The following is a 24,822-nucleotide window of genomic DNA, read 5'->3' as shown; positions in this document are numbered from 1 at the left end:
CCTTAATCAACCATCATATTGATGTTCAGGTTGTACATAATCCACAGGGAGCCAACAACAACGATAGCGATGACCAGTAATGTGAATATTAAGGCAACTAGGTTCCAACGCTCTTCAGATGATGTATTCATATGCAGGAAGCAGATGAAATGTACAAAGATCTGAATAACAGCCATAACGACTACTGTTATTAGGATTGTACTGTGTGAAGCAGTACCTTCCATTACCATCCAGAATGGGATCACGGTCAGTATGACTGACAGAACAAAACCAACCATATAGGTTTTGAAACTACCGTGGCTAGCGCCGGAATGAGAAGTATTTGGATGACTCATTACATAGCTCCCATCAAATAAACGACAGTAAATACACAGATCCATACAACGTCAAGGAAGTGCCAGAATAGGCTCAGGCAGTTCAGACGCATACGGTTCACATCAGTTATGCCACGGAGTGAAACTTGAATCATCAGGATGATGATCCAAATTAAACCGAAGGTAACGTGCAGACCGTGGGTAGCAACCAGTGCAAAGAAGGCAGACAGGAATGCACTCGTTTGAGGCCCGGCGCCTTCTACAATCAGTTTATGGAATTCATAAACTTCCATCGAAACGAAGCCAAGGCCGAGCAGGAAAGTAATGAACAGCCACAGGTTAACCTGTGCAACTTTACCCTTGTTCATGCCCAACATGGCGAAACCGTAGGTGATACTACTGAACAGCAGCAGGAAGGTTTCTACCAGTACAAATGGCAGTTCGAAAATGTCCTTACCAGACGGACCACCAGCAGTACCATTAACTAACACTGCATAGGTAGCAAACAGACTTGCAAATAGGATCAAGTCACTCATCAGGTAGACCCAGAAGCCAAATATCTTGTTGGCTCCTGTATCGTGGTGCCCATGAACGTCATGGGCGGCTGTGTTGTTAAGGATTTGAGTCGACATTATTTCACACCTGCCTTTCTCAGTTCTTCGTAACGCTGATTTTCAACTTTCTCGACTTCAGCTACAGGAACGTAATAATCAACGTCTTCGTCAAAGCTTTTCACGATACAACTGATGATGATACCAGCGAAGCTTGCAATAGCCATCCACCAGATATGCCAGATCAAAGCAAAGCCTAAGGTCAGACAGAAAGCACTGATAATCACACCTGCACCGGTATTTTTAGGCATATGAATTTCTTCATATTTCGCCGGGCGCTTATATTCAGTACCTTTTTCTTTCATGTCCCACCATGCATCACGAGTCTGGATATGTGGAACTTCAGCAAAGTTATAGAATGGAGGTGGAGATGAAGTTGACCATTCCAGAGTACGGCCACCCCACGGATCACCAGTCAGATCGCGGTTTTGATCACGGTCACGGATACTGACGTAGAACTGGATAACCTGACACAGAATACCTAGGGCAATTAAGACAACGCCGACAGTTGCAACAACCAGCAATGGGTGGAATTCTGGATTGATATCTTGGCTCAGACGACGGGTCATACCCATGAAGCCCAATGCGTACAGCGGCATAAAGGCAACGAAGAAACCAGTGATCCAGAACCAGAATGCACGGACCCCCCATTTTTCATTCAGAGTGAAACCGAATGCTTTCGGGAACCAGTAAGTTGTACCTGCGAAGCAACCAAATACCACACCGCCAATGATGACGTTATGGAAGTGGGCAATAAGGAACAGACTGTTGTGCAAAACGAAGTTTGCGCCAGGTACTGCTAGCAGAACACCAGTCATACCACCAATGGAGAAGGTGACCAAGAAGCCAACAGTCCACAACATTGGGGTTTTGAATTCAATACGACCACGGTACATGGTAAACAGCCAGTTGAAGATCTTAACCCCAGTTGGGATAGAGATAATCATCGTGGCAATACCAAAGAAGGCGTTGACGTTCGCGCCAGAACCCATGGTAAAGAAGTGGTGCAGCCACACGATGAACGACAGGATGGTAATAACGATTGTCGCCCACACCAGAGAGGTATAACCAAACAGGCGTTTTTTCGAGAAAGTTGCGGTAACTTCAGAGAAGATACCAAAGACAGGCAGAACCAGAATGTAAACTTCAGGATGACCCCAAGCCCAGATCAGGTTGATGTACATCATCATGTTGCCGCCCATATCGTTGGTAAAGAAATGGGTGCCCAGATAACGATCCAGAGTTAACAATGCAATAGTAACTGTCAGGATTGGGAAAGCGGCAATGATCAGAACGTTGGTACACAATGAAGCCCATGTAAATACAGGGAGTTTCATCATGGACATACCTGGTGCACGCATGCGCAGGATAGTCACGAAGAAGTTAACACCTGTCAGCAATGTACCTACACCGGAGAGCTGGAGACTCCATATCCAGTAATCGACACCGACTCCTGGGTTGTACTCCAGACCAGATAGAGGCGGGTATGCCAACCAACCAGTTTGTGCAAACTCACCAACTCCCAGAGAGATGTTGATCAGCGCAACACCGACAACAAATAACCAGAAGCTCAAAGAATTCAGGAATGGAAATGCAACGTCACGGGCACCGATTTGCAGAGGAACAACAATGTTCATCAGGCCGACAACGAAAGGCATCGCCATAAAGAAGATCATGATAACGCCGTGAGCGGTGAAGATCTGATCATAATGGTGCGGGGGCAGGAAGCCGGCTTCGCCAGCGGAGGCCAGGGCTTGCTGTCCACGCATCATGATGGCATCAGCGAAACCACGGAGCATCATAACCATGGCGACGACGATGTACATGACACCAATTTTTTTATGGTCAACGCTGGTTAACCATTCAGTCCAGAGCCATTTCCATTTACGGAAATAAGTCAAGGTACCAACAACTGCTAGTCCCCCGAACAGAATCCCCAACAATGTCACCACAATAATGGGTTCATGTAATGGGATCGCATCCAGTGTTAATTTTCCCCACATGCCTTTATTCCTCAACACCTGAATGAGCCGGCTGACTCATATTCATATTATGATCTGCAGCTTTACCATGTTCTGTTTTGCCGTGACCAGACATACCAAACATACCGGCATGGCCCATATCACCCATAAATTTGGCGATAGTTTCTTGGAACAGTTTTGGTTTCACGCTTGAGAAGTATTCAACAGGGTTGTTTTGGCTTTGTTCAGCCAATTTATTGAATGCTTGTACAGTATCTAAGGTTTTAGGTGATTCTTTAACTTTCTGCACCCACTCTTCAAAACCTGCACGATCTTCAGTTGCGGTTGCTGTGAATTTCATGCCTGAGAAGCCATGACCACTGTAACTGGCTGAAAATCCATCGTATTTACCCGCTGAGTTAGCAATCAGGTGCAGTTTTGTCTGCATACCTGCCATTGCATAAATCTGACCACCCAACTGTGGGATGAAGAAAGAGTTCATCACAGAGTCTGAGGTGATTTTGAAGTTAATTGGAACATCTTTAGGGAATACAATTTCATTTACAGTTGCAATACCCTGTTCCGGATAGATGAATAGCCATTTCCAGTCAAGGGAAATAACTTCAATCGTCACCGGTTTTACATCACTGTCCAATGGCTTATATGGATCGAGCTGATGCGTCGTTTTCCATGTAATAGTTGCCAAGGTGATGATAATCAGGATAGGCACTGTCCAAACGACAAGCTCAATTTTATTTGAGTGTGCCCAGTTTGGACGATAAGTTGCAGATTTATTGGCTTCGCGGTAACGTGAGGCAAAAATGATTGCCATTACAATAGCCGGAATAACAACGATCAGCATCAAGCCAAACGCCGTTAGTATCAGCGTTTTTTGTTCAACGCCGATCGCCCCTTTGGGATTCATCAATACCATATCGCAACCACTTAGCATTAAAGTGGCTGCGAATAGTGATGATAACCCAATAGTTTTTTTGTATTTCATAAGTCTCATTGAGCGACCCCAGATAACAAAAGCTTTTATTGTCGTTTCATCAGTGGGGGCATTCTACGGTATGGTTACCGGAGTGTAAACAATTGTAATAGAAGCAGGTTGGCTTGTAGGCTTTTTATGCTAGAGGGATCACATGTGATTCTAAATTTAACAAAACGTTAATTTCGGAAAGTTATCTTAACTAAAAAATAAAAATAGACAATTAATTTCAAATAACCCTCTATTTTAAAAAGAAAGACTTTGATAAAAAAAGAAAAAATTCTGAAATACGCTTTATTATCAGTGGAGTAACTATTATTTATTTATTGGTTCTAATGAGCAGCTTTAGGCTGCTCACCCACTAAATTAGTTGTTAGAAATTATATTTTATACTGTAAACAATACCATCCTGTAAGAAATCCTCTCCTAGTTTGTTATCCGCATAGCGGTATTGAATACCAGTTGTAAATGTAGTGTACGGAGTCCACCATAATCCGATAGCTCCATTAATGCCTTCGCGTCCGCCATTGCCGTAACGTTTATTGCGGTTTAATTCAATTTCATTCCAGTTTGTGACACTGAATTTTTGTTCCCAAAGGTTGAAATCGTATCCTGCAACCCAGCCTACGACATAACCGTTGTTTCCTGAATAGAAAGTTTGGTCAACATAATGCAGTGCGACGAAAGGTTTAAACCACAGGCCAGCAATATTAGTATTGTAACCTAATCCATAGAGTGTATTAACTTCATGGAAGTTACCACCGTTTGCTTTGCCTGGTAATGAATAGGTTCCATAGACATGACCATAAAGGTTGAAACCAGACTCACCCAGATAGAAACGGCCTGTCGTCTTGAAAGTGTAACGTTGGTTATCACCAGGTTGGGCTGCTTTACTGTTAAAAGTATTCTCTAAATCAGCGAAACCATATAGTTCACCCCAGCTAAATCCTGCCCCCCCTTCCAGTTCTAAGTAAGCAAAATCGTCCTTATGGGAAGTTTGTCCGGTTTTATGAGTGGTATGTTTATTCCAGTCAAGGTAGTTCATGCTGACATTGCCAAACCCCCACTGGTATTCCGCGCTAGCTGAAGCAGAAACTAAGGCCGCTGCAACTGCGGTGAGTGTCAAAATATGTCTTTTCATAAATTCCCTTTATATGGTTTTAAAGTGATTAACAATATTTCGAATAGTTGAAATAAAATAGGTTCAAATAATAATATTTGTTCGTGTGAATATAAATAATACCGTCTTGAAAAAGATGTTTTTCAAGTCACATAATTGTATTTTTTATTCTTTTTGTGATACTAGTCACTATAAAATAGCAACAAAAGACTGAACTTTGTCAGTCTTTTGTTGTAATGCAGAAGTGAAAGAGGTATTGAATAGAAAAATAGGTTAAGTGAGTTTACTTTTCTTTAAAGCCAAATAATCCAACATTCCTCCTAAAAGAAGGCTTAGGACTCCAATGATTACACTTAAGGATAATAGTGGGGATATCCAATCACTGACCTTATGGAGATATAGAATAGATTCTGGAGATATGGCGTATATCAGGGAGACTAAATGAATTATGGCAAACACTATGCTGCTGATAACTAACCAAACCATGAACATCAGAGCGGCCAATATCATGATAATGAAGGCAGATTTATAAGCATTCTTAAATAATGTTCGGGGGATAAAGCTATCGTGTTTTTGAGTATAAGCTAGTGTCTTACGGCAGGCTAGCAATAATACAAGCCCCGGTAAACCGATAATAATAGAAAATAAATAAAACAGTGGCCAACCATATGCTTCTGCAAACCATCCTGCTACTGGGCCAACATAAACTCGACCAACTGCAGATAATGCAGAAAGCAAAGCAAACTGTGTTGCCGAAAATGATTTATTACATAAGGTCATCAAAAGGGCGACAAAAGCGGCTGTTCCCATGCCACCACAGATATTTTCCAGAAAAATCACGGCTCCCATTGAGTAGATGTCTTTAGGGGTGATAGCAAGTATCCAGTAACCGAAGTTTGATACGGTTTGGAGAATGCCAAAGATCATCAGAGCGCGGAACAGGCTCATCTTATGCATCAAATAACCGCCGTACAATGCCCCGACAATAGTAGCAGTGAGTCCGAGGGTTTTATTGATCATACCGACTTCGGCTGGATTGAAACCAAGACCACGAATAAGAAAAGGTGTGCTGAGTGAGAGAGCAAAAGCATCTGCCAGTTTGTACAGTATAATCAGTAGCAGGATAAGCCAGGCATTGTTGCGGCCGAAAAAATCAAACAATGGTTCGAATATCGCCTGGTGTAATGTTTTTGGTGGTGCTGTATTGATTTCTGGTTCTTTGGCTATCAGTGTGGCATAAACGCCGATCAGCATCAGGCCAGCCATAACCCAATACATACTTTGCCAGCCAATATAGGTGGCGAGTAACAAGGCTAATCCACCAGAAACCAGCATAGCTAACCGATAACCCAGTACGGAAATGGCGGCACCTGATCCTCGTTCTTCCTGTGACAGCAAGTCAGTTTTATAAGCGTCAAAAATGATATCTTGAGAAGCTGAGAAAAATGCTACAGAAACAGCCAGTGCAGCGAGCCACCATAAATGCTGGGAAGGTTGAAGGAATCCCATGGCCGCAATACTAGCAATCAGTAAAAGTTGAGTAACAAGCATCCACCCCCGTCGGCGCCCTAAAAAGGAGGGGGAATATCGATCCATTGTAGGTGCCCAGAGAAACTTAAAAACATAGGCTTGACCAACCAAAGTGAAAAAACCGATAGTTCGGATATCGATATTTTCGACAGTCATCCATGCTTGTAATGTTCCAGCTGTGAGCGCAAGAGGTAGACCTGAGGCAAAGCCCAGCAATAGAAGGATACGATAGTTACGTAATGTAGATAGGTTTAAATAATGATGGTTAATCATGGGCCTCCTAAAACTTTCTGCATGTCATCTAGTTTTGTCAGAATCAGGCAGAAAGTTTATTTATTATCCTATTAGTGGACGTTTTGTTTGATGAAGGTACTGATAGAGGCATCTTGAGCCATATCTGCGATCACGTCAGATAAGACTGTGTTAACTGCATCAGAAATTTTTGCGTTTGTCGCTGCTAATGGCCCTTGAACATTGTAGCTGGTACGATAATTTTTGATTTGTTTACTACCATCTTGTGCATAAGCAATGATGGATATTTCAGCTTTTGCTGAAATATCGTGACGAAGGCTACCTTCTTTCACGTTGGCATAGAGTTTATTCACAATGACTTGCAAATTGGCATTGGCGGGAGAACCAATCATATAGCCGCGAGCTACCATTTGCTTTTCCAGTGCTTCTTGCAATAAAAAACGCAAATCGCGGGAAGGAACTAATGTGACTAATCGCGCATTACGGTTAATTTGGGCTAGGGCTTGAGATTGACGATGATCGGCCCCACTAATACTAATTGTAATCGCTTTCATGGTTGGATCTGCTGGGGGCAGAGTAATTTTTGGCTGAATGGCTAAAGTATTGCCTGAGTCTGCGCAGCCAGATAATCCAGCTAAAAAGAAAAGCGTAATCAATGGAATAAATATTTTCTTTAGCATTTAGGTTTTCTCAATTCAAGATTCGGATATTCGATATATTAATACTTGGATATATAAATACTGATAGTATAAACCGCCGTAATCATAGCATCGCCATTAGTAGCGGCATATCCCTGATGATAGAAACGATGATTGAAACACAGAGAGAAATGCTTTACATAAATTCGGTTAAAGAAATTTGGTTATCCCGATGTTATAAATCATGGGAAATAAAGCAGAATCAATCAATTGATTGGTTGATAAATAACCTTTGGTGATTTAGGAGAATGAGATGGTTCGTCAAGAAATAGAAGCAAAGTTACAGGCGGCATTTAAGCCTTCTCATCTGGAAGTGATCGATGAAAGTTATCGTCACAATGTGCCAGCGGGTTCTGAAAGCCATTTTAAAATCATTGTGGTAAGCAATGATTTTGTTGAACAAAGGATGCTTAATCGCCACCGCTCAATATATAGTGTCTTGACTAAAGAACTAGAGGAAGGAGTGCATGCGTTGGCGCTTCATACTTATACGGAAAAGGAATGGGCAGAACTGGGAGATACTGTTCTGGCTTCTCCGGAGTGTCGCGGTGGAAGTACAAAGACGTCAATCTTATGATTTTTCGGGATAATCTAATAGATTGTTTGTCTTTATTTTATTAATCTGGATTCAATTTTGAAAACAGCCTTCGGGCTGTATTTTTGTTTATGCAGCAAGTGCATAAACAATATAGTGATGTAATCATTGAGCAACGTTTATCACATAAGTTGACGAATCATGCAATGCTTTTGCCTACAATTCTCGACTCATACTGTCTGCGTCGCTATAATGCTGCGTCTAAATTTTTAGAATGGTTTCGGGACGCTTCTGATCACAGGGATTCTCGGTTTTTAAATGCGACCGCCCCGGTTCTTAAAGAGTGCTGCAATTAGCTTATTTTTAAGTATTGCAGCCATTCTGAAGTTGACCGAGCACTATGATTTTTTTGAGGTAACAAGATGCAAGTTTCTGTTGAAACCACTCAAGGCCTTGGGCGTCGTGTGTCAATCACCGTTCCTGCTGCCGATATCGAAAAAGCAGTTAACAGTGAATTAGTTAATGTAGCAAAGAAAGCCCGTATCGATGGCTTCCGTAAAGGCAAAGTGCCAATGAAGATCGTTAAGCAACGTTATGGCGCTTCCGTTCTTCAGGATGTTCTGGGTGATCTGATGCAGCGCAATTTCATCAATGCGATCATTGAGCAGAAAATCAATCCAGCAGGCGCACCAAGCTACAAACCTGAACAGTTTAAAGAAGGTGAAGACTTCACTTATGCAGTTGAATTTGAAGTTTATCCAGAAATTGAACTGAAAGGTCTGGAAGAAATCGAAGTTGAAAAACCTGTTGTTGAAGTTAAAGATGCAGACGTTGACAACATGCTGGACACTTTGCGCAAGCAGCAGGCGAATTGGAAAGAAACCGATGAAGCAGCCACTGCGGAAGATCGTGTAACTGTTGATTTCACTGGTTCTATTGATGGTGAAGAGTTCGAAGGCGGTAAATCAACTGATTTCGTTCTGGCAATGGGTCAGGGTCGTATGATCCCAGGTTTTGAAGATGGTATCGTTGGCCACAAAGCTGGTGAAGAGTTTACCATTGATGTGACATTCCCTGAAGATTACCATGCAGAAAACCTGAAAGGTAAAGCTGCGAAGTTCGTGATTAACCTAAAAAAAGTTGAACAGCGTGAACTGCCAGAGTTGACTGAAGAGTTCATCAAGCGTTTTGGTATTGCTGACGGTACTGCTGAAGGTTTGCGTGCTGAAGTTCGCAAGAACATGGAGCGTGAACTGAAAAATACTGTTCGTAATAACATTAAAACTCAGGTTCTTGATGGTCTGGTTAAGGCTAATGAAGTTGAAGTTCCTGCGGCAGTTGTTGATGGTGAAATCGATGTACTGCGTCGTCAGGCTGCTCAGCGTTTTGGCGGCACCGAACAACAAGCTCTGGAACTGCCACGTGAACTGTTTGAAGAGCAGGCTAAACGCCGCGTTGTTGTTGGCTTGCTGTTAGGTGAAGTTATCAGCAGCAATGAGCTGAAAGTCGAAGAAGAGCGCGTTACCGCGTTGATCGAAGAGATGGCAGCTGCTTACGAAGATCCAAAAGAAGTTGTTGAATACTATAGCAAAAACAAAGAAATGATGAACAATATTCGCAACATTGCTCTAGAAGAGCAGGCTGTTGAACTTGTTTTGAGCAAAGCTAAAGTTTCTGAAAAAGAAACTGGCTTCAATGATCTTATGAACCAAAATCAAATGGCATAAGCTTCATTTATTGATTGCCTGAGATAATGAAATCTCGCTCTCAATAAAGTAAACCCGCAGGCTATGCTTGCGGGTTTTTTATTGTTCTTGAAAAAAACAGATTTAACCTCATATCCTTTCTTACTATTATGTAAGAGCTTACTACTTTTTAGAGGGGAAAAATCCCCTTGTTAGTTAACTTTGGATCATGGTCATCATCGCTTATCTCGAGTAGAATCAGTTATGAATGGCACCAGCGTGAGTTCTATTAGGAGACGGAAATGTCATACAGTGGCAAGCAAGATCAATATGCACCTAACATGTCTTTGGTGCCGATGGTGGTTGAACAAACGGCGCGTGGAGAACGTGCATTTGATATCTACTCCCGCTTATTGAAAGATCGTATTATTTTTATGACTGGGCCTGTTGAAGATCATATGGCTAACTTGATTGTTGCCCAAATGTTATTCTTGGAAGCAGAAAATCCAGAAAAAGATATTCATTTATATATCAACTCACCGGGTGGGGTTATTACAGCAGGCATGTCTATTTATGACACAATGCAGTTTATCAAACCAGATGTGAGTACTATTTGTATGGGGCAGGCCTGTTCAATGGGAGCATTCCTGCTAACCGCTGGAGCAAAAGGTAAGCGTTTCTGTCTGCCAAATTCCAGAGTTATGATTCACCAGCCATTAGGTGGTTTCCAAGGGCAGGCGACTGACATTGAAATCCATGCGCAGGAAATACTCAAAGTTAAAGCTCGTATGAACGAATTGATGGCAAAGCATACCGGGCAATCACTTGAGAAGATTGTTGAGGATACAGAACGTGATCGTTTCTTATCAGCCGAGGAGGCCGTAGGATACGGACTGGTTGATAGTGTATTCACCCAGCGCAACTAATTATTAATAATTACTTTATTACTTCGATACTAGCGTTTCTTGACGTTGACGCCAAAAACTAGACGGAGTAATAACAGCGTTTTTTCTGTTATGCCGGATAAACGGGATAACAGCTCATAAAGTGAGGTTGACTGATGACAGATAAGCGCAAAGACGGTTCAGGAAAGCTGCTGTATTGCTCTTTCTGCGGGAAAAGCCAACATGAAGTACGGAAATTAATAGCCGGCCCATCAGTGTATATCTGCGACGATTGTATCGGTTACTGTAATGATATCATTCGCGAAGAAATTAAAGAGGTAGTACCACATCGTGAGCGTAGCGCATTGCCTACTCCTCATGAAATTCGCCAGCATCTGGATGATTACGTCATTGGTCAGGATGCAGCGAAAAAGGTGTTAGCAGTTGCTGTCTATAACCATTACAAGAGACTACGTAATGGTGACTCCAGTAACGGAGTGGAACTTGGTAAAAGTAATATTCTGTTGGTTGGCCCGACAGGTAGCGGTAAGACGTTGTTAGCAGAGACATTGGCTCGCTATTTAGATGTTCCGTTTACTATGGCTGATGCCACGACATTGACCGAAGCAGGTTATGTTGGGGAAGACGTAGAAAATATTATCCAGAAACTTCTGCAAAAATGTGACTACGATGTGCAGAAAGCACAGCGTGGTATCGTGTATATTGATGAAATAGATAAAATTTCCCGTAAGTCTGATAATCCTTCAATTACTCGCGATGTATCGGGAGAAGGTGTTCAGCAGGCTCTATTGAAACTGGTTGAAGGTACTGTGGCTGCAGTTCCACCTCAAGGTGGTCGTAAACATCCACAACAGGAATTTTTGCAAGTTGATACTTCCAAGATCCTGTTTATTTGTGGGGGAGCGTTCGCAGGTTTGGATAAAGTTGTCAGCCAGCGTTTGAATGTCAGTTCAGGTATTGGTTTTAGCGCTACAGTTAAAGGCGAATCGGAGAAAGCAACAGAAGGTGAATTGCTGGCTCAGGTTGAACCGGAAGATTTGATCAAATTTGGGTTAATACCTGAATTTATTGGTCGTCTTCCAGTCGTGGCATCGCTAACTGAACTCAGTGAAGAAGCACTGATCCAAATCCTACAGGAACCAAAAAATGCGCTGACCAAGCAGTATCAGGCCCTGTTTAATCTTGAGGGTGTTGAACTAGAGTTCAGAAAAGAAGCATTGACTGCTATAGCGAAAAAAGCAATGGCGCGTAAAACTGGTGCCCGTGGTCTTCGTTCAATTGTTGAAGGAGTCCTTCTGGATACAATGTACGACCTGCCATCAATGGAACACGTAGAGAAAGTTGTCGTTGATAAAACGGTTGTTGAAGATAGTTCCGCACCATTATTGATATATAGCAAGCCGGATGCCCAAGTTTCTGGTGAGTGAGGAAAATAGGGTAGGAAGTGTTGATTAACAATATGCATTGAAAAAACAAAATGAGGGATTCTCCCTCATTTTGTTTTTTGCGGATATTAGGCTATTGAATGTCAGATTCCTGTCCCCATATATTTTGTATTCTTTGAAGTGAAACTCGTGAAAACCGTGTTTCACGAGATTCCTAAAAACTGGCGAAAGCTAAACGAAGAGAGAGCTCTATGAATCCTGAGCGTTCCGAACGCATAGAAATCCCTGTATTGCCTTTGCGCGATGTAGTGGTTTACCCACATATGGTGATCCCTCTGTTTGTTGGGCGTGAGAAGTCGATTCATTGCCTAGAAGCAGCAATGGAGCATGACAAACAAGTCATGTTGGTCGCGCAAAAAGAAGCATCTACTGATGAGCCGGGAGTCAATGATCTTTTCTCCGTAGGTACAGTGGCTTCTGTTTTACAAATGCTAAAATTGCCGGATGGTACAGTAAAAGTTCTGGTTGAAGGTTTGCAGCGTGCCCGCATTACCACGTTGACGGATAATGGCGAATATTTTTATGCGCAAGTCGAATATCTTGAATCCCCTGATGTTGATGAGCGTGAGCAAGAAGTTCTGGTAAGAACAGCTATTAATCAGTTTGAGGGCTATGTCAAACTGAATAAAAAGATCCCACCAGAAGTATTGACATCGTTGCACAGTATTGAAGATGCGGCAAAGTTAGCAGATACCATCGCTGCACATATGCCTTTGAAAATCAATGATAAGCAGGCAGTTTTAGAAATGCCTGATGTTATTGAGCGCATTGAATATCTGATTGCAATGATGGAATCAGAAATCGATCTGCTACAGGTAGAAAAACGTATCCGTAATCGCGTTAAAAAACAGATGGAAAAAAGCCAGCGCGAGTATTACCTGAATGAGCAAATGAAAGCAATCCAGAAAGAATTGGGTGAGATGGATGATGCACCTGATGAATATGAGACGCTAAGACGCAAGATCGAAGACGCGAAAATGCCGAAAGAGGCATGTGAAAAAGCCGAAGCTGAGTTGCAGAAATTAAAAATGATGTCTCCTATGTCAGCTGAAGCAACGGTTGTTCGTAGTTATATTGATTGGATGGTGCAAGTTCCTTGGGTTTCACGTAGCAAGGTAAAAAAAGATTTAGTAAAAGCTCAGGAAGTGCTGGATACAGACCATTATGGTTTAGAACGTGTCAAAGAGCGTATTCTTGAATACCTCGCGGTACAGAGCCGTGTTAGCAAGATCAAGGGGCCAATACTTTGTTTGGTAGGGCCTCCTGGTGTGGGTAAAACTTCATTGGGTCGCTCCATCGCACGCGCAACTGGGCGTAAATATGTGCGTATGGCATTAGGTGGAGTACGTGATGAAGCGGAAATCCGTGGGCATCGCCGCACCTATATTGGCTCAATGCCGGGCAAATTAATCCAGAAAATGTCCAAAATAGGGGTTAAAAATCCACTGTTCTTATTGGATGAAATTGACAAAATGTCATCCGACATGCGTGGTGACCCAGCTTCAGCGTTGTTGGAAGTACTTGATCCTGAACAAAACGTAGCATTTAACGATCATTACCTTGAAGTTGATTATGATCTCTCTGACGTCATGTTCGTGGCAACATCTAACTCTATGAATATTCCGGCTCCATTGCTGGATCGTATGGAAGTTATTCGTCTATCGGGTTATACCGAAGATGAGAAATTAAATATTGCCAAACGTCATTTGCTGCCAAAACAAATTGAGCGTAACGCTTTGAAGAAAGGCGAATTGACTATAGATGATGGCGCAATTATTGGCATTATCCGTTACTACACTCGTGAGGCTGGCGTTCGTAGTTTGGAACGTGAAATCTCTAAATTGTGTCGTAAAGCAGTCAAAGCATTACTGATGGATAAGAAACTTAAGCACATCGAAATCAACGCGGAAAATTTGAAAGATTATCTGGGTGTGCAGCGAATTGATTATGGTCGTGCTGATACAGAAAATCGAGTTGGTCAGGTAACAGGTCTGGCGTGGACAGAAGTCGGTGGTGATTTGCTGACGATTGAAACAGCTAGTGTACCGGGTAAAGGTAAGTTGACTTATACCGGTTCATTGGGTGAAGTTATGCAGGAATCTATCCAAGCGGCATTGACTGTTGTTCGGGCTCGTGCTGATAAGCTGGGAATCAGTTCTGATTTCCATGAAAAACGTGATATTCATGTTCATGTACCGGAAGGTGCGACCCCAAAAGATGGCCCAAGTGCGGGGATTGGAATGTGCACGGCGTTGGTTTCTTGCCTGACGGGTAATCCAGTTCGTGCAGATGTAGCTATGACGGGGGAAATTACTCTGCGGGGTTTAGTTCTGCCAATCGGTGGCTTAAAAGAAAAACTACTGGCAGCGCACCGTGGGGGAATTAAAACGGTTGTGATCCCAGATGATAATAAGCGAGATCTGGAAGAGATCCCACAGAATGTGATTCAAGATTTGGAGATCCATCCGGTTAAGCGTATAGAAGATGTTTTATCTATCGCTTTGCAGGAATCAGTATTTGGTGCAGAAGTAGTATCACTAAAGTAGTGCAAAAATAGTGAGCTGACTCAAGAACTATGTATAAAATATAGGTTGGTGAGTAAATTCAGACTTGCCAGCCTTTTTTTATGTCACTAAGTTAGATTAGTCTAATTATCTGATTAAATATTTTGCTGTTCCATGATTTCTTGCTAATACTGGAAAGGATTAATATGACGGCATAACAGCCGTGTTATCCGTTATAAATCAGTTTTTGTTACTATAGTAAAACTAAAATGGGGATGATAAGAGTGAATAAATCACAACTGATCGACAAAATTGCTGCTGATATAAACATTTCTAAAGCAGCAGCCGGACGTGTAGTAGATGCATTCATTTCTTCAGTATCTGGTGCATTGAAAGACGGTGATGATGTCGCTTTAGTGGGGTTCGGTACGTTTACTGTGCGTGAACGCGCTGCACGTACAGGACGCAACCCTCAGACAGGCAAGGAAATCAAGATTGCAGCAGCAAAAGTACCTTCTTTCCGATCTGGAAAGAGTTTAAAAGATGCTGTTAATAGTTAATGAACAGAAAACAGGCTCTGGTTTTTTGTTATCGCGGAAAACTTCAACTGACTAGGCCGTGTTGATAGTCTAGAATATAAGCGCATCAATTGATTGGTGCGCTTTTTTTCTCTTAGCGTTTGAATTAGCGTAATATGACAGTTTCTTTTTCACTAAAGCGGAGTTTTACGTCTTTATGATGGACAACCTACGCACGGCGGCGAACGGTCCTGTGCTCAAAATTGTGTTGGCTCTAATTATCCTGACTTTTTTGTTGACTGGTGTAACAGGTTACTTGTCAAGCGAAAGCGGTAGTTATGCTGCCAAAGTAAATGGCCAAACCATTAGTCGTGCTCAGCTGGAGCAGGCATTTTTACAAGAAAAAAATGCTCAGCAGGAGAAGTTGGGAGATAAATTCTCAACTTTGTTAAGTGATGAACAAAGGCTACAGCAGCTTCGTCACCAGTCATTGGAGAAACTCATCAATGCTACCTTGATTGAACAATATGTCCACAAGCTGGGGTTATCAGCAAGTGATGAGCAGGTTGCACAGGAGATACGTAATCTACCGTTTCTCCAAATTGATGGTAAATTCGACAACAACAAATATCAGGATTATTTAAACTTGCTTGTCCGTTCGAACATAAGCCCTGATAGTTTTGCGGAACAGATTCGTCAGGAGCTGATCAATCGTCAATTGGAGCAAGTCCTTATCGGTGCAGAAATTGCATTACCGACAGAAATAAAACAGGACGCAGCACTACTTTTTCAAGAAAGAATAGTACATTTTGCTACCCTTGAGTTGAAATCAATTGAAGCAAAGCAAACTGTGACGGATGAAGAGCTGAAAAATTATTATGATGCGAATAGTAAGCATTTCACTGTGCCAGAAAAAGTTAAAGTCAGTTACATCAAAATGGACGCTGCCAATGAGCTGAAGAACGTAACTGTATCTGACACTGATATTGAAAAGTACTATAAAGACAACCTGTCGCAATACACGAAGCTTGAACAGAAGAAATATAGTTTTATTCAATTGGCTTCAGATTCTGCTGCTAAATCGATTTTGGATGAATTAAAGAAAGGGGCTGATTTTAGTCAATTGGCATCAGAAAAATCGACAGACAAATTTTCTGCTCAAAAAGATGGTGATCTTGGTTGGATGGAAGAAAACTCCCTACCTAATGAGCTTAAATCAGCAAATTTGACACAGAAAGGGCAGCTTTCGGATGTAATCAAATTATCTAATGGATATGCAATCTTCCGTTTGGATGATCTTAAGCCTCAGGAAGTTAAACCATTGGCTGATATACGTCCTGAAATAGAAAAAATTGTCAAACAGGAAAAAGCGGTTGATGCATTCTATGTATTACAGAGAAAAGTGAGTGATGCAGCTGCTAATGATAATGAATCTTTGTCAGCAGCAGAAAAAGCGGCAGGTTATCAGGCCGTGACCACTGACTGGTTTGATCGTGATAATGTTCCTGCTGACATTAATTTCAGCCAGGTTGTTCAGGTTATTTTCTCTAGCAATTTGGTTGATGATAAAGGAGCGACAGGAATTAACTCTGATGTCATTTCAGTGGAAGGCGACAGAGCCTTTATAGTGCGTGTTGACGATTTTAAAGCTGAAACAGTCCAGTCGTTTGAACAGGCTAAATCTGAGGTAGCTGAATTGGTGAAGCGCCAGAAAGCGGAAAAACAACTTCAGGTTGAAAGTGAAAAACTACTGGTTGCTCTGAAAAAAGGTAAAGGTGAGCAAGCATTAAAAGCCGCAGGAATTCAGTTCGCACAACCTACTGTGATAAAAAATCTGTCACAAACCAACCAATCTACCGATGTGGCATTCACTTTACCGCATCCTGAAGAAGGTAAGCCTGTATATGGGTTAGCTCAAGACGAGCTTGGTAATGCTGTGCTTATCCAATTGGATAAAGTGGTTCCGGGTTCTGTTACAGATGAGCAGCTCAAACAATATATGATGGGTTATCAGTATCAGACTGGCACAAGCATGCTGGAGTCACTAATAATGAATTTACGTAGTGAGGCAGATATTAAGTTCGGTCAAATTGAATAAAATTGCGAAGTTACTCGCATCTGTTTGTGCAAAATCGTAATTGAAAAAGGCCACTTTCGTGGCCTTTCGCATATTTGAAACCTGGCTGTTGTCCAGAAATACTGTTGTGGCAATCTTTCGCTCACCAACAAAATATAGAGGGATTTACATGAAATATTTAAGGATATTATTCAATTCAATCATTATGGCATTGTGTATCAGCACGCCGTTATCTCATGCTGCTACAGTAAATGAATCTACTGATAAAATGGTGAAACAACCTATTGGTCAGCATAAAACCACTATTGAAAGCAGTGAGGCAAAAGAGGGAGGAGAACAAGTTTCAAGACAGCAAACACAGGGAAAGGGAGTTCTTAATATCAATATTGCAAATGCAGAAGAATTGGCTAAAGAACTCAATGGCATTGGTGCTAAAAAAGCGCAGGCAATTATTGAATATCGTGAAAAATATGGTCCTTTTACAGCAATAGAACAATTGCAGGAAGTTCAAGGTATTGGTCCTATTTTTATAGAAAAAAACCGTAATAAATTAACTTATTAAGTATTAGGCCCTCTTGTGTGTTCAAAGGAATTTTATCAAGAGGGCTGTGACATTGATCAAGAATAATTCACCAAACACTATTGTAATTAAATTGTTTTGCTATTGTTACACCTTATCTGGTCAGATGAGTTTAAAGGAAAAAATAGCAATGAGTACGATTATCAAAGTTAGGGGTTATCATATTGATCTTTTCCAACATGTGAACAATGCCCGCTATTTAGAGTTTCTGGAAGCTGCCCGCTGGGACTTACTTACTGAAGGTGACACGCTGGAATGGTTAAATCATAAAAATATTGGTTTTGTTGTGGTGAATATCAATATTAATTATCGTCATCCTGCTGTAATTACAGATGAACTAGAAGTGAAATCTTCTATGCAGGAATTGCGGAATAAAAGCGGCACATTTTTTCAGGAAATTGTACGTAGGAGTGATAATCAAATTATTGCTGATGCCTTAATTACATTTGTTTGTATTGATTTGAAAACTCAAAAGGCACTGGTTTTAGAAGGTGAGTTGCGTAAAAGAATGGAAGCCTATTAAGAGCTATGCTGAATAATTATACTGGATATTCTTTAAGGCATTTTTTAACAGAATGGTGTTTTTTAACAAAATAGTATTGAAGTTGTCGTGCAATGGCAAAGGAACGAATCTAGTCAGCAAGTAGTGAAGTAAGTCATAAGTGAAATAATAGAGATGAAATGAGAGGTTCGATGAACCTCTCGCAGATAATGTGAACTAGATAAAACGGTGTAACTAACTTAGATGTGTTTTGGATTTCATTTCTAACATAACGGCCAGGGCATTGCTTAAATAATGATTTAATCCTTTAGCTCTGAGGTGGCAGGCAGCGCATTCGCTACATCCATCCCCCTGAATGCCATTATAGCAAGTGAGAGTTTGATTGCGGACAAAATCCAATTTTTGGTAATAATCTGCCAATGCCCAAGTTTCCGCTTTGTTTAACCACATTAGAGGAGTTTCGAAACGAATATCGCGAGCAATACCAAGGTTGACGGCTTTGTTGAGGGCTGTGACAAACTCATCACGGCAATCGGGGTATCCCGAAAAATCAGTTTCACAAACGCCAGTAATGACAGCTTCAGCTTCAACCTGATAGGCATAAATTGTCGCCAGAGTTAAAAATAAAATATTACGGCCAGGCACAAATGTACTCGGGAGACCACTTTTTTCACTTTCGCTGAAATCGGGTACGGGAATATTGTCTCTTGTCAGGCTGCTGATTGCGAGCTCATTCAATAAAGTAACATCAAGTACTTTGTGGGCTGTGGCTCCCAATTCTTTGCTTATATGACAAGCTACATCAATTTCAGCACGGTGACGCTGTCCATAATCAAAGGTGACACAGTGAACTTCGTCATATTGACGGAGTGCCTGAATTAAACACGTGGTGGAATCCTGCCCACCACTGAATACAACAACGGATCGTTTCATGATACCTACCTCTGTAAATTGAAGGAGATATGTTACTCATAACCCTTTAACTTGGGTAGTTGTGTTAGATACTGTGTGACATCACCGATATTATTGCGAACCCACTCTGGGTTGTAATAAGTATCAAGGTAACGTTCTCCACTATCACAGAGTAATGTCACGATTGCCCCTTGTTGGTTGTTATCGTGCATTCGCTTGGCGAGTTGTAACACTCCCCAAACGTTAGTTCCGGTTGATGCTCCGGTTTTTCTGCCAATTAATTTTTCAAGCCAATAAATGGTAGCAATAGTGGCAGGATCGGGAACTTGGATCATTTCATTGATAACTGTAGGTATAAAAGAAGGTTCTGCGCGTGGACGGCCAATGCCTTCTATTTTGCTGCCTGTACTTCCACAAATATCACGGCGGTTCTGATGATAGCAATCGTAGAAGACGGAGTTTTCAGGATCGACAACAATGAGTTTGGTGTTATATCCCTGATAGCGAATATAGCGACCAAGAGTTGCAGATGTACCACCGGTACCTGCACTCATAACAATATAAGTTGGCTCAGGAAAAGGTTCTAGTTGCATCTGACGGAAAATGCTTTCTGCAATATTATTGTTTCCTCGCCAATCAGTTGCTCGTTCGGCATAAGTAAACTGATCCATATAATGGCCATTAAGCTCTTTTGCCAGACGTTCTGATTCTTGATAAATCAAGGCGGAATGCTCTACAAAATGGCATTTACCACCATAGAACTCAATTTCTTGAATTTTGCGCTTAGCTGTGCAGGAGGGCATTACTGCAATAAAAGGTAAACCAAGTAAACGAGCAAAATAAGCCTCCGAAACAGCAGTGCTTCCGGATGATGCTTCAATAATAGGGGTTCCTTCCTTAATCCAACCATTAGTGAGTGCGTAAAGGAATAGGGAACGTGCAAGCCGATGTTTGAGGCTGCCTGTGGGATGAGTGCTCTCATCTTTAAGGTAGAAATGAATGCCCGGAAACATTGGGAGATTAAGGCGAATTAGGTGTGTATCAGCACTGCGTTGATAATCAGCTTGAATAGCTTTTATGGCATTTGTAGCCCATAAAGATGACATAAATTGATCCTGAATAATAATACCGTAATGGCGTATAGATTACCCTTACATTAAGAGAAATAGATTGTTATTTTTCTGCATTTATCCGTTATATTTGGGAAATTTTTCTATAGGATTTAGATATGCTAGACAAAATAGACCGTAAGTTACTGGAGCTGCTTCAACAGGATTGTAGTTTATCACTGAATGCGCTGGCTGAAGCTGTTAATTTGACTTCGACACCTTGCTGGAAACGCCTCAGACGACTTGAGGATGAAGGTTATATTGTCGGAAAAGTTGCATTGTTAAATGGGGTAAAACTCGGTTTGGGCTTGACAGTGATAGTAATGATTAAAACTCAACAACACAGCAGTGAATGGTATGAACAGTTTGTCACCTTTATAAAAGAGATGCCAGAAGTCTTAACATTTTATCGAATGGCTGGTGAATATGATTACCTGTTGCATGTAGAAGTTATTGATATGAAAAGTTATGATCGTTTTTATAAACACATGGTTAATGGGGTTTCTGGTTTGATTGATGTCACCTCTAACTTTGCAATGGAAAAGATAAAATATACAACGGCGCTGCCAATACCAGATTCAGTAATATAAAGATTACTCTGATCGGTAGGCGCTGACTCTTTCATTTTTCACCTCGGGAATAGGCGTGTGAGATTATTTTCACAATTAAGCTGGTATTTTATTAGTGAATGGCAGCGCTATTTGGGAGCTGTTATTTTTCTCGTCATGATTGCGGTGCTGCAGCTCATTCCTCCCCGCTTGGTTGGAATTATTGTTGATGGCATTAGCTCAAAAACGATGACATCCCGTCAGCTATTAATGTGGCTAGGGATAATGCTGCTTATTGCTTTGGCAATATATGGTCTACGATATGTTTGGCGTGTATGGTTGTTCGGTGCTTCTTATCGGCTGGCTATTAAGTTACGTAGTGACTTCTACTTGCGTCTGAGTAGCCAGAATCCTGAGTTTTATTTGCGCCATAGAACAGGCGATCTTATGGCTCGCGCAACAAATGATGTTGACAGAGTTGTTTTTGCTGCTGGTGAGGGAGTACTTACTCTAGTGGATGCTTTAGTCATGGGGTGTGCTGTCCTAATTGTAATGAGTGTGCAGATCAGTTGGCAATTAACATTGTTATCACTGTTGCCTATGCCGATTATGGCCTTAGCAATTAAACATTATGGTAATCAGCTTCATCATCGTTTTAAATCTGCGCAAGGTGCATTTTCTGTTCTGAATAACCATGCACAGGAAAGTTTGACTAGTATCCGTATGATAAAAGCGTTTGGATTGGAGAAGCTGCAATCCAATCAGTTTGAAGAAGTTGCCATTGATGCTGGGCGTAAAAATATGCATGTTGCTCGTGTAGATGCACGTTTTGATCCCACCATTTTCGTTACTATCGCTGTTGCAAACCTATTGGCTGTCGGAGGAGGCAGTTGGATGGTGGTGAATGGCTCGATGACTCTGGGTGAACTGACCAGTTTTGTGATGTATCTTGGATTGATGATCTGGCCAATGTTGGCATTGGCATGGATGTTCAATATTGTTGAAAGAGGAAGCGCCGCTTATACACGTATCCGTAGTTTGTTGCAGGAACCACTGGTAACCAAAGACGGTGCATTGTCCTTGTCTTCAGATCGGGGGAGCTTGCAGGCAAATATCAACAGATTTACCTATCCTAGAAATGATAAGCCTATTTTGGAAAGTATCCACTTCCAGTTGGAACCAGGGCAGTTATTGGGGCTTTGTGGCCCTATGGGTACAGGGAAAAGTACTTTATTGGCTTTGTTGCAACGGCAGTTTGATGTAACCGATGGAGATATTTTTTTCCAGTCAAAAAATATTTCTACTCTCCGAATGGAAGAATGGCGTGCCCGATTAGCCATCGTCAACCAAACACCTTTTCTGTTTTCGGATACGGTCGTAGGTAATATTGCATTAGGACGGCCTGATGCAACTCAAGAGCAAATAGAAGAGGTTGCTCGTCTAGCAAGTGTACATGATGATATTTTGCGACTGCCTCAGGGATATCAAACGGAAGTGGGAGAACGTGGCGTGATGCTTTCTGGTGGGCAAAAACAGCGTATATCCATTGCCAGGGCTTTGCTGTTAGATTCAGAGATTTTAATCCTTGATGATGCTCTCTCAGCCGTTGATGGGCACACAGAACACCAGATTATGAAAAATCTCAGCCAATGGCGGCAACAGCGTACCATTATTATCAGTGCCCACAGATTGTCGGCATTAACGGAAGCAGATAATATTTTAGTTATGCAGCATGGTACGATTGCACAGCAGGGTCAGCATAAACAGCTTGTCGCTCAGTCTGGTTGGTATTCCGATATGTATCACTACCAACAACTAGAGGCTGCATTGGATGGTGACAATGACTAAAATTCATATGCGTAAGCTATGGCCATCATTAAAGCGTCTGCTTTCTTACAGTAAAAATCACCGCAAGCCGATGCTAATTGCTGTATTGATGTTATGGATTGCTGCACTGGCAGAAGTGAGTGGGCCTCTGCTTGTGAGTTATTTTATCGACAATATGGTAGCAACGGGGAACTTACCGCTTGATGTTGTCAGTGGGCTTGCCGCAACCTTCTTGATTTTCCAGCTTATTTCTGCTGCCCTACACTATTATCAAACATTATTTTTTAATCAGGCATCTGTGGGAGTGGTGCAGAAGCTTCGTACTGATGTTATGAATTCAGCATTACGTCAACCATTAAGTGCTTTTGATAATCAACCAGTTGGACAACTGATATCCCGTGTAACAAATGATACTGAGGTAATTAAGGATCTGTTTGTTAATGTTATCCCTACAGTGTTTCGTTGTGTTGCACTGATTGGAGCTATGTTGATAGCCATGTTTGTTTTGAATTGGCGTATGGCATGTGTTGCGATCGTAATATTTCCTGCGGTCTTGCTTGTAATGGTGATTTATCAGCGTTTCAGTATCCCAATAGTCAGGCGGGTTCGTGGCTATCTGGCTGACATTAATGATGGCTTTAATGAAGCCATTAATGGAATGACTGTGATTCAGCAGTTTCGTCAGCAAGCTCGTTTTGGTGAGAAAATGTTGGCTACTAACCGAGCACATTATCAGGCTCGCATGCAGGCTTTAAGATTAGATGGCGTTTTGTTGAGACCATTATTAAGCTTTTTCTCCGCTGCAATATTGTGTGGTTTACTTTTATTATTTGGGATCAAAGGCACTGAGGTTATTGGTGTTGGTGTACTGTATGCCTTTATTAACTATCTTGGGCGGTTGAATGAACCACTGATTGAATTGACTGCACAGCAATCAGTGTTGCAGCAAGCAGTGGTTTCAGGGGAACGAGTTTTCGAACTTATGGATAGTCCACAGCAGCAATATGGTGATGATTTGCGAGCGCTAGAGAGTGGCAGAATTGATATTGAAAACTTAAATTTTGCCTATCGCAGTGACAAACTTGTCTTGAGTGATATCAACCTGCATGTTCCTCCACATGGGTTTGTGGCTTTGGTTGGGCATACAGGGAGTGGAAAAAGCACTCTGGCCAATTTGATTATGGGATACTATTCGTGGCAAAACGGTGAGATTTATCTTGATAAACGCCCAGTGTCTTCGCTTTCTCATACAGTGCTGCGTAATGGAGTGGCAATGGTGCAGCAAGACCCTGTTGTTCTGGCTGCTTCATTCCTCAACAATATCACGCTAGGGCGGGATATCAGTGAAGAGAAAATATGGGAAGTGCTGGAATTGGTTCAATTAGCTGATTTTGTCCGTGATTTACCAGATGGTTTGAATTCCATCTTAGGAGAACAAGGTAATACATTGTCCGCGGGTCAAAAACAGCTTTTGGCAATGGCTAGGGTTTTAGTGCAAACGCCACAAATTCTTATTTTGGATGAGGCAACTGCGAATATTGATTCTGGGACAGAACAATCAGTACAGAAAGCGCTGGGAATGATCTGTAAACAGGCGACATTGGTGGTGATTGCCCATCGTCTTTCAACCATTATCGAAGCTGATTCCATATTAGTGCTGCATCGTGGTGCAATTGTTGAACAAGGACAGCATCAACAGCTACTGGAAAAGCGTGGGCGCTATTATCAAATGTACCAACTCCAGCAAGTTGGCGAAACTTTAAATGAACCAGTGCACATTTAGTGTGCATTTTAGTATGTATATGGGGGCAGATGTGTTTTCTGCTCCTTTTTTTTATCCCTTCTTTAGAAATATTTTTCGATAATAAATTGATTACATTTCATTTTTAACTTCTGGCATATCCCTTGCAATTACTCCCTTGTACCAACGTGGTAAACAAACGGGGGAAATATGAAGTTAATCACTATTATTATAAAGCCATTTAAGCTGGAAGAAGTGCGGGAGGCTCTTGCTGATATAGGTATACAAGCAACTGTCTTGAACATAAAAATTATGGCGCAACGTGATGGTAAGATTCATTCCATTCTTCGTTCTTTCTGAGCATTGCATTCAGGATAGTCAGCAACTTACGCATACAGGCAACCAGCGCCACTTTTTTGGCTTTTCCGGCGGCAAGCAGACGCATAACGCCTTTATC

At 41.7% G+C, this 24,822-nt stretch carries 21 protein-coding genes and 2 pseudogenes; 13 read left to right on the top strand and 10 right to left on the bottom strand.

Annotation, left to right across the window (positions count from 1 at the left end):
* Positions 1-2: 2 nt before the first annotated feature.
* The 7 genes from BM135_RS12295 to BM135_RS12265 form a co-directional block, all read right to left on the bottom strand.
* The gene (locus tag BM135_RS12295) at positions 3-335 is read right to left on the bottom strand and encodes a cytochrome o ubiquinol oxidase subunit IV (protein ID WP_092520005.1); all 333 of its coding nucleotides are present in this window, start codon (positions 333-335) and stop codon (positions 3-5) included.
* The gene (locus BM135_RS12290; RefSeq protein ID WP_092520004.1) at positions 335-946 is read right to left on the bottom strand and encodes a cytochrome o ubiquinol oxidase subunit III; all 612 of its coding nucleotides are present in this window, start codon (positions 944-946) and stop codon (positions 335-337) included. Before BM135_RS12290 ends, BM135_RS12295 begins: the two co-directional genes overlap by 1 nt.
* Positions 946-2,928: a cytochrome o ubiquinol oxidase subunit I gene (cyoB, locus tag BM135_RS12285; protein WP_092520003.1), complete on the bottom strand. Its 1,983-nt coding sequence runs from the start codon at positions 2,926-2,928 to the stop codon at positions 946-948. The genes BM135_RS12290 and cyoB overlap by 1 nt, the downstream gene beginning before the upstream one ends.
* Positions 2,929-2,932: 4 nt before the next feature.
* A complete protein-coding gene (gene cyoA, locus BM135_RS12280) occupies positions 2,933-3,898 on the bottom strand; it encodes a cytochrome o ubiquinol oxidase subunit II (protein ID WP_092520002.1) in 966 nt (321 codons plus the stop codon).
* A 352-nt stretch (positions 3,899-4,250) separates the two neighbouring features.
* Complete coding sequence (locus BM135_RS12275) at positions 4,251-5,018, bottom strand: nucleoside-specific channel-forming Tsx family protein (RefSeq protein ID WP_092520001.1); 768 nt, start codon at positions 5,016-5,018, stop codon at positions 4,251-4,253.
* Between the two features lie 252 nt (positions 5,019-5,270).
* Positions 5,271-6,797 carry a muropeptide MFS transporter AmpG gene (ampG, locus tag BM135_RS12270; RefSeq protein ID WP_422646153.1) on the bottom strand — a complete coding sequence of 509 codons (1,527 nt, stop codon included), beginning with the start codon at positions 6,795-6,797 and terminating at the stop codon, positions 5,271-5,273.
* Positions 6,798-6,871: 74 nt separating this feature from the next.
* A complete protein-coding gene (locus tag BM135_RS12265) occupies positions 6,872-7,459 on the bottom strand; it encodes a lipoprotein (protein WP_092519999.1) in 588 nt (195 codons plus the stop codon).
* 271 nt (positions 7,460-7,730) lie between these two features.
* On the opposite strand from BM135_RS12265, the gene bolA reads away from it, so the two are divergent.
* From bolA to BM135_RS12215, 9 genes are all read left to right on the top strand, one after another.
* Positions 7,731-8,054 carry a transcriptional regulator BolA gene (gene bolA, locus BM135_RS12260; protein ID WP_092519998.1) on the top strand — a complete coding sequence of 108 codons (324 nt, stop codon included), beginning with the start codon at positions 7,731-7,733 and terminating at the stop codon, positions 8,052-8,054.
* Between the two features lie 380 nt (positions 8,055-8,434).
* On the top strand, positions 8,435-9,739 hold the full coding sequence (tig, locus tag BM135_RS12250) for a trigger factor (protein ID WP_092519997.1): 1,305 nt from the start codon (positions 8,435-8,437) through the stop codon (positions 9,737-9,739).
* A 260-nt stretch (positions 9,740-9,999) separates the two neighbouring features.
* Positions 10,000-10,623: an ATP-dependent Clp endopeptidase proteolytic subunit ClpP gene (gene clpP, locus BM135_RS12245; RefSeq protein ID WP_092519996.1), complete on the top strand. Its 624-nt coding sequence runs from the start codon at positions 10,000-10,002 to the stop codon at positions 10,621-10,623.
* Between the two features lie 134 nt (positions 10,624-10,757).
* Positions 10,758-12,029, top strand: a complete 1,272-nt coding sequence (clpX, locus tag BM135_RS12240; RefSeq protein ID WP_092519995.1) for an ATP-dependent protease ATP-binding subunit ClpX — start codon at positions 10,758-10,760, stop codon at positions 12,027-12,029.
* A 209-nt stretch (positions 12,030-12,238) separates the two neighbouring features.
* Positions 12,239-14,593 carry an endopeptidase La gene (gene lon / locus BM135_RS12235; RefSeq protein WP_092519994.1) on the top strand — a complete coding sequence of 785 codons (2,355 nt, stop codon included), beginning with the start codon at positions 12,239-12,241 and terminating at the stop codon, positions 14,591-14,593.
* A 242-nt stretch (positions 14,594-14,835) separates the two neighbouring features.
* Positions 14,836-15,111, top strand: a complete 276-nt coding sequence (hupB, locus tag BM135_RS12230; RefSeq protein ID WP_175486120.1) for a nucleoid-associated protein HU-beta — start codon at positions 14,836-14,838, stop codon at positions 15,109-15,111.
* 175 nt (positions 15,112-15,286) lie between these two features.
* On the top strand, positions 15,287-17,167 hold the full coding sequence (ppiD, locus tag BM135_RS12225; RefSeq protein WP_092519992.1) for a peptidylprolyl isomerase: 1,881 nt from the start codon (positions 15,287-15,289) through the stop codon (positions 17,165-17,167).
* Between the two features lie 148 nt (positions 17,168-17,315).
* On the top strand, positions 17,316-17,708 hold the full coding sequence (locus BM135_RS12220) for a ComEA family DNA-binding protein (RefSeq protein WP_092519991.1): 393 nt from the start codon (positions 17,316-17,318) through the stop codon (positions 17,706-17,708).
* A 148-nt stretch (positions 17,709-17,856) separates the two neighbouring features.
* Positions 17,857-18,249: an acyl-CoA thioesterase gene (locus tag BM135_RS12215; RefSeq protein WP_092519990.1), complete on the top strand. Its 393-nt coding sequence runs from the start codon at positions 17,857-17,859 to the stop codon at positions 18,247-18,249.
* A gap of 213 nt (positions 18,250-18,462) precedes the next feature.
* Here BM135_RS12215 and queC read toward each other — a convergent pair whose 3' ends face one another.
* Entirely contained in the window at positions 18,463-19,161 is a 699-nt protein-coding gene (gene queC, locus BM135_RS12210; protein ID WP_092519989.1) for a 7-cyano-7-deazaguanine synthase QueC, read from the bottom strand.
* A gap of 32 nt (positions 19,162-19,193) precedes the next feature.
* A complete protein-coding gene (locus tag BM135_RS12205) occupies positions 19,194-20,246 on the bottom strand; it encodes a PLP-dependent cysteine synthase family protein (protein ID WP_092519988.1) in 1,053 nt (350 codons plus the stop codon).
* 122 nt (positions 20,247-20,368) lie between these two features.
* On the opposite strand from BM135_RS12205, the gene BM135_RS12200 reads away from it, so the two are divergent.
* The 4 genes and pseudogenes from BM135_RS12200 to BM135_RS12185 form a co-directional block, all read left to right on the top strand.
* Positions 20,369-20,839 carry an Lrp/AsnC family transcriptional regulator gene (locus tag BM135_RS12200; RefSeq protein WP_092519987.1) on the top strand — a complete coding sequence of 157 codons (471 nt, stop codon included), beginning with the start codon at positions 20,369-20,371 and terminating at the stop codon, positions 20,837-20,839.
* Positions 20,840-20,896: 57 nt separating this feature from the next.
* Positions 20,897-22,645, top strand: coding sequence for a SmdA family multidrug ABC transporter permease/ATP-binding protein (locus BM135_RS12195; protein ID WP_092519986.1), 1,749 nt, complete (start codon positions 20,897-20,899; stop codon positions 22,643-22,645).
* A complete protein-coding gene (locus BM135_RS12190) occupies positions 22,638-24,407 on the top strand; it encodes a SmdB family multidrug efflux ABC transporter permease/ATP-binding protein (RefSeq protein WP_092519985.1) in 1,770 nt (589 codons plus the stop codon). The genes BM135_RS12195 and BM135_RS12190 overlap by 8 nt, the downstream gene beginning before the upstream one ends.
* A 168-nt stretch (positions 24,408-24,575) precedes the next feature.
* A pseudogene (locus BM135_RS12185) lies at positions 24,576-24,695 on the top strand (P-II family nitrogen regulator); the annotation flags it as partial.
* Here BM135_RS12185 and BM135_RS16680 read toward each other — a convergent pair.
* Positions 24,676-24,822: pseudogene (locus BM135_RS16680) on the bottom strand (IS110 family transposase); the annotation flags it as partial. The pseudogenes BM135_RS12185 and BM135_RS16680 sit on opposite strands and share 20 nt — an antisense overlap.

This window comes from Xenorhabdus japonica, from assembly GCF_900115195.1.
GTDB lineage: Bacteria > Pseudomonadota > Gammaproteobacteria > Enterobacterales > Enterobacteriaceae > Xenorhabdus > Xenorhabdus japonica.
The sequence above is the reverse complement of the archived record's forward strand: the minus strand, read 5'-3'. Positions and strand labels throughout refer to the sequence as shown.

Bases quoted from the DNA above. Each gene is read 5' to 3' on its own strand.
- BM135_RS12295 (WP_092520005.1), bottom strand. From the start codon at position 335: ATGAGTCATCCAAATACTTCTCATTCCGGCGCTAGCCACGGTAGTTTC.
- BM135_RS12290 (WP_092520004.1), bottom strand. From the start codon at position 946: ATGTCGACTCAAATCCTTAACAACACAGCCGCCCATGACGTTCATGGG.
- cyoB (WP_092520003.1), bottom strand. From the start codon at position 2,928: ATGTGGGGAAAATTAACACTGGATGCGATCCCATTACATGAACCCATT.
- cyoA (WP_092520002.1), bottom strand. From the start codon at position 3,898: ATGAGACTTATGAAATACAAAAAAACTATTGGGTTATCATCACTATTC.
- BM135_RS12275 (WP_092520001.1), bottom strand. From the start codon at position 5,018: ATGAAAAGACATATTTTGACACTCACCGCAGTTGCAGCGGCCTTAGTT.
- BM135_RS12265 (WP_092519999.1), bottom strand. From the start codon at position 7,459: ATGCTAAAGAAAATATTTATTCCATTGATTACGCTTTTCTTTTTAGCT.
- bolA (WP_092519998.1), top strand. From the start codon at position 7,731: ATGGTTCGTCAAGAAATAGAAGCAAAGTTACAGGCGGCATTTAAGCCT.
- tig (WP_092519997.1), top strand. From the start codon at position 8,435: ATGCAAGTTTCTGTTGAAACCACTCAAGGCCTTGGGCGTCGTGTGTCA.
- clpP (WP_092519996.1), top strand. From the start codon at position 10,000: ATGTCATACAGTGGCAAGCAAGATCAATATGCACCTAACATGTCTTTG.
- clpX (WP_092519995.1), top strand. From the start codon at position 10,758: ATGACAGATAAGCGCAAAGACGGTTCAGGAAAGCTGCTGTATTGCTCT.
- lon (WP_092519994.1), top strand. From the start codon at position 12,239: ATGAATCCTGAGCGTTCCGAACGCATAGAAATCCCTGTATTGCCTTTG.
- ppiD (WP_092519992.1), top strand. From the start codon at position 15,287: ATGATGGACAACCTACGCACGGCGGCGAACGGTCCTGTGCTCAAAATT.
- BM135_RS12220 (WP_092519991.1), top strand. From the start codon at position 17,316: ATGAAATATTTAAGGATATTATTCAATTCAATCATTATGGCATTGTGT.
- BM135_RS12215 (WP_092519990.1), top strand. From the start codon at position 17,857: ATGAGTACGATTATCAAAGTTAGGGGTTATCATATTGATCTTTTCCAA.
- queC (WP_092519989.1), bottom strand. From the start codon at position 19,161: ATGAAACGATCCGTTGTTGTATTCAGTGGTGGGCAGGATTCCACCACG.
- BM135_RS12205 (WP_092519988.1), bottom strand. From the start codon at position 20,246: ATGTCATCTTTATGGGCTACAAATGCCATAAAAGCTATTCAAGCTGAT.
- BM135_RS12200 (WP_092519987.1), top strand. From the start codon at position 20,369: ATGCTAGACAAAATAGACCGTAAGTTACTGGAGCTGCTTCAACAGGAT.
- BM135_RS12190 (WP_092519985.1), top strand. From the start codon at position 22,638: ATGACTAAAATTCATATGCGTAAGCTATGGCCATCATTAAAGCGTCTG.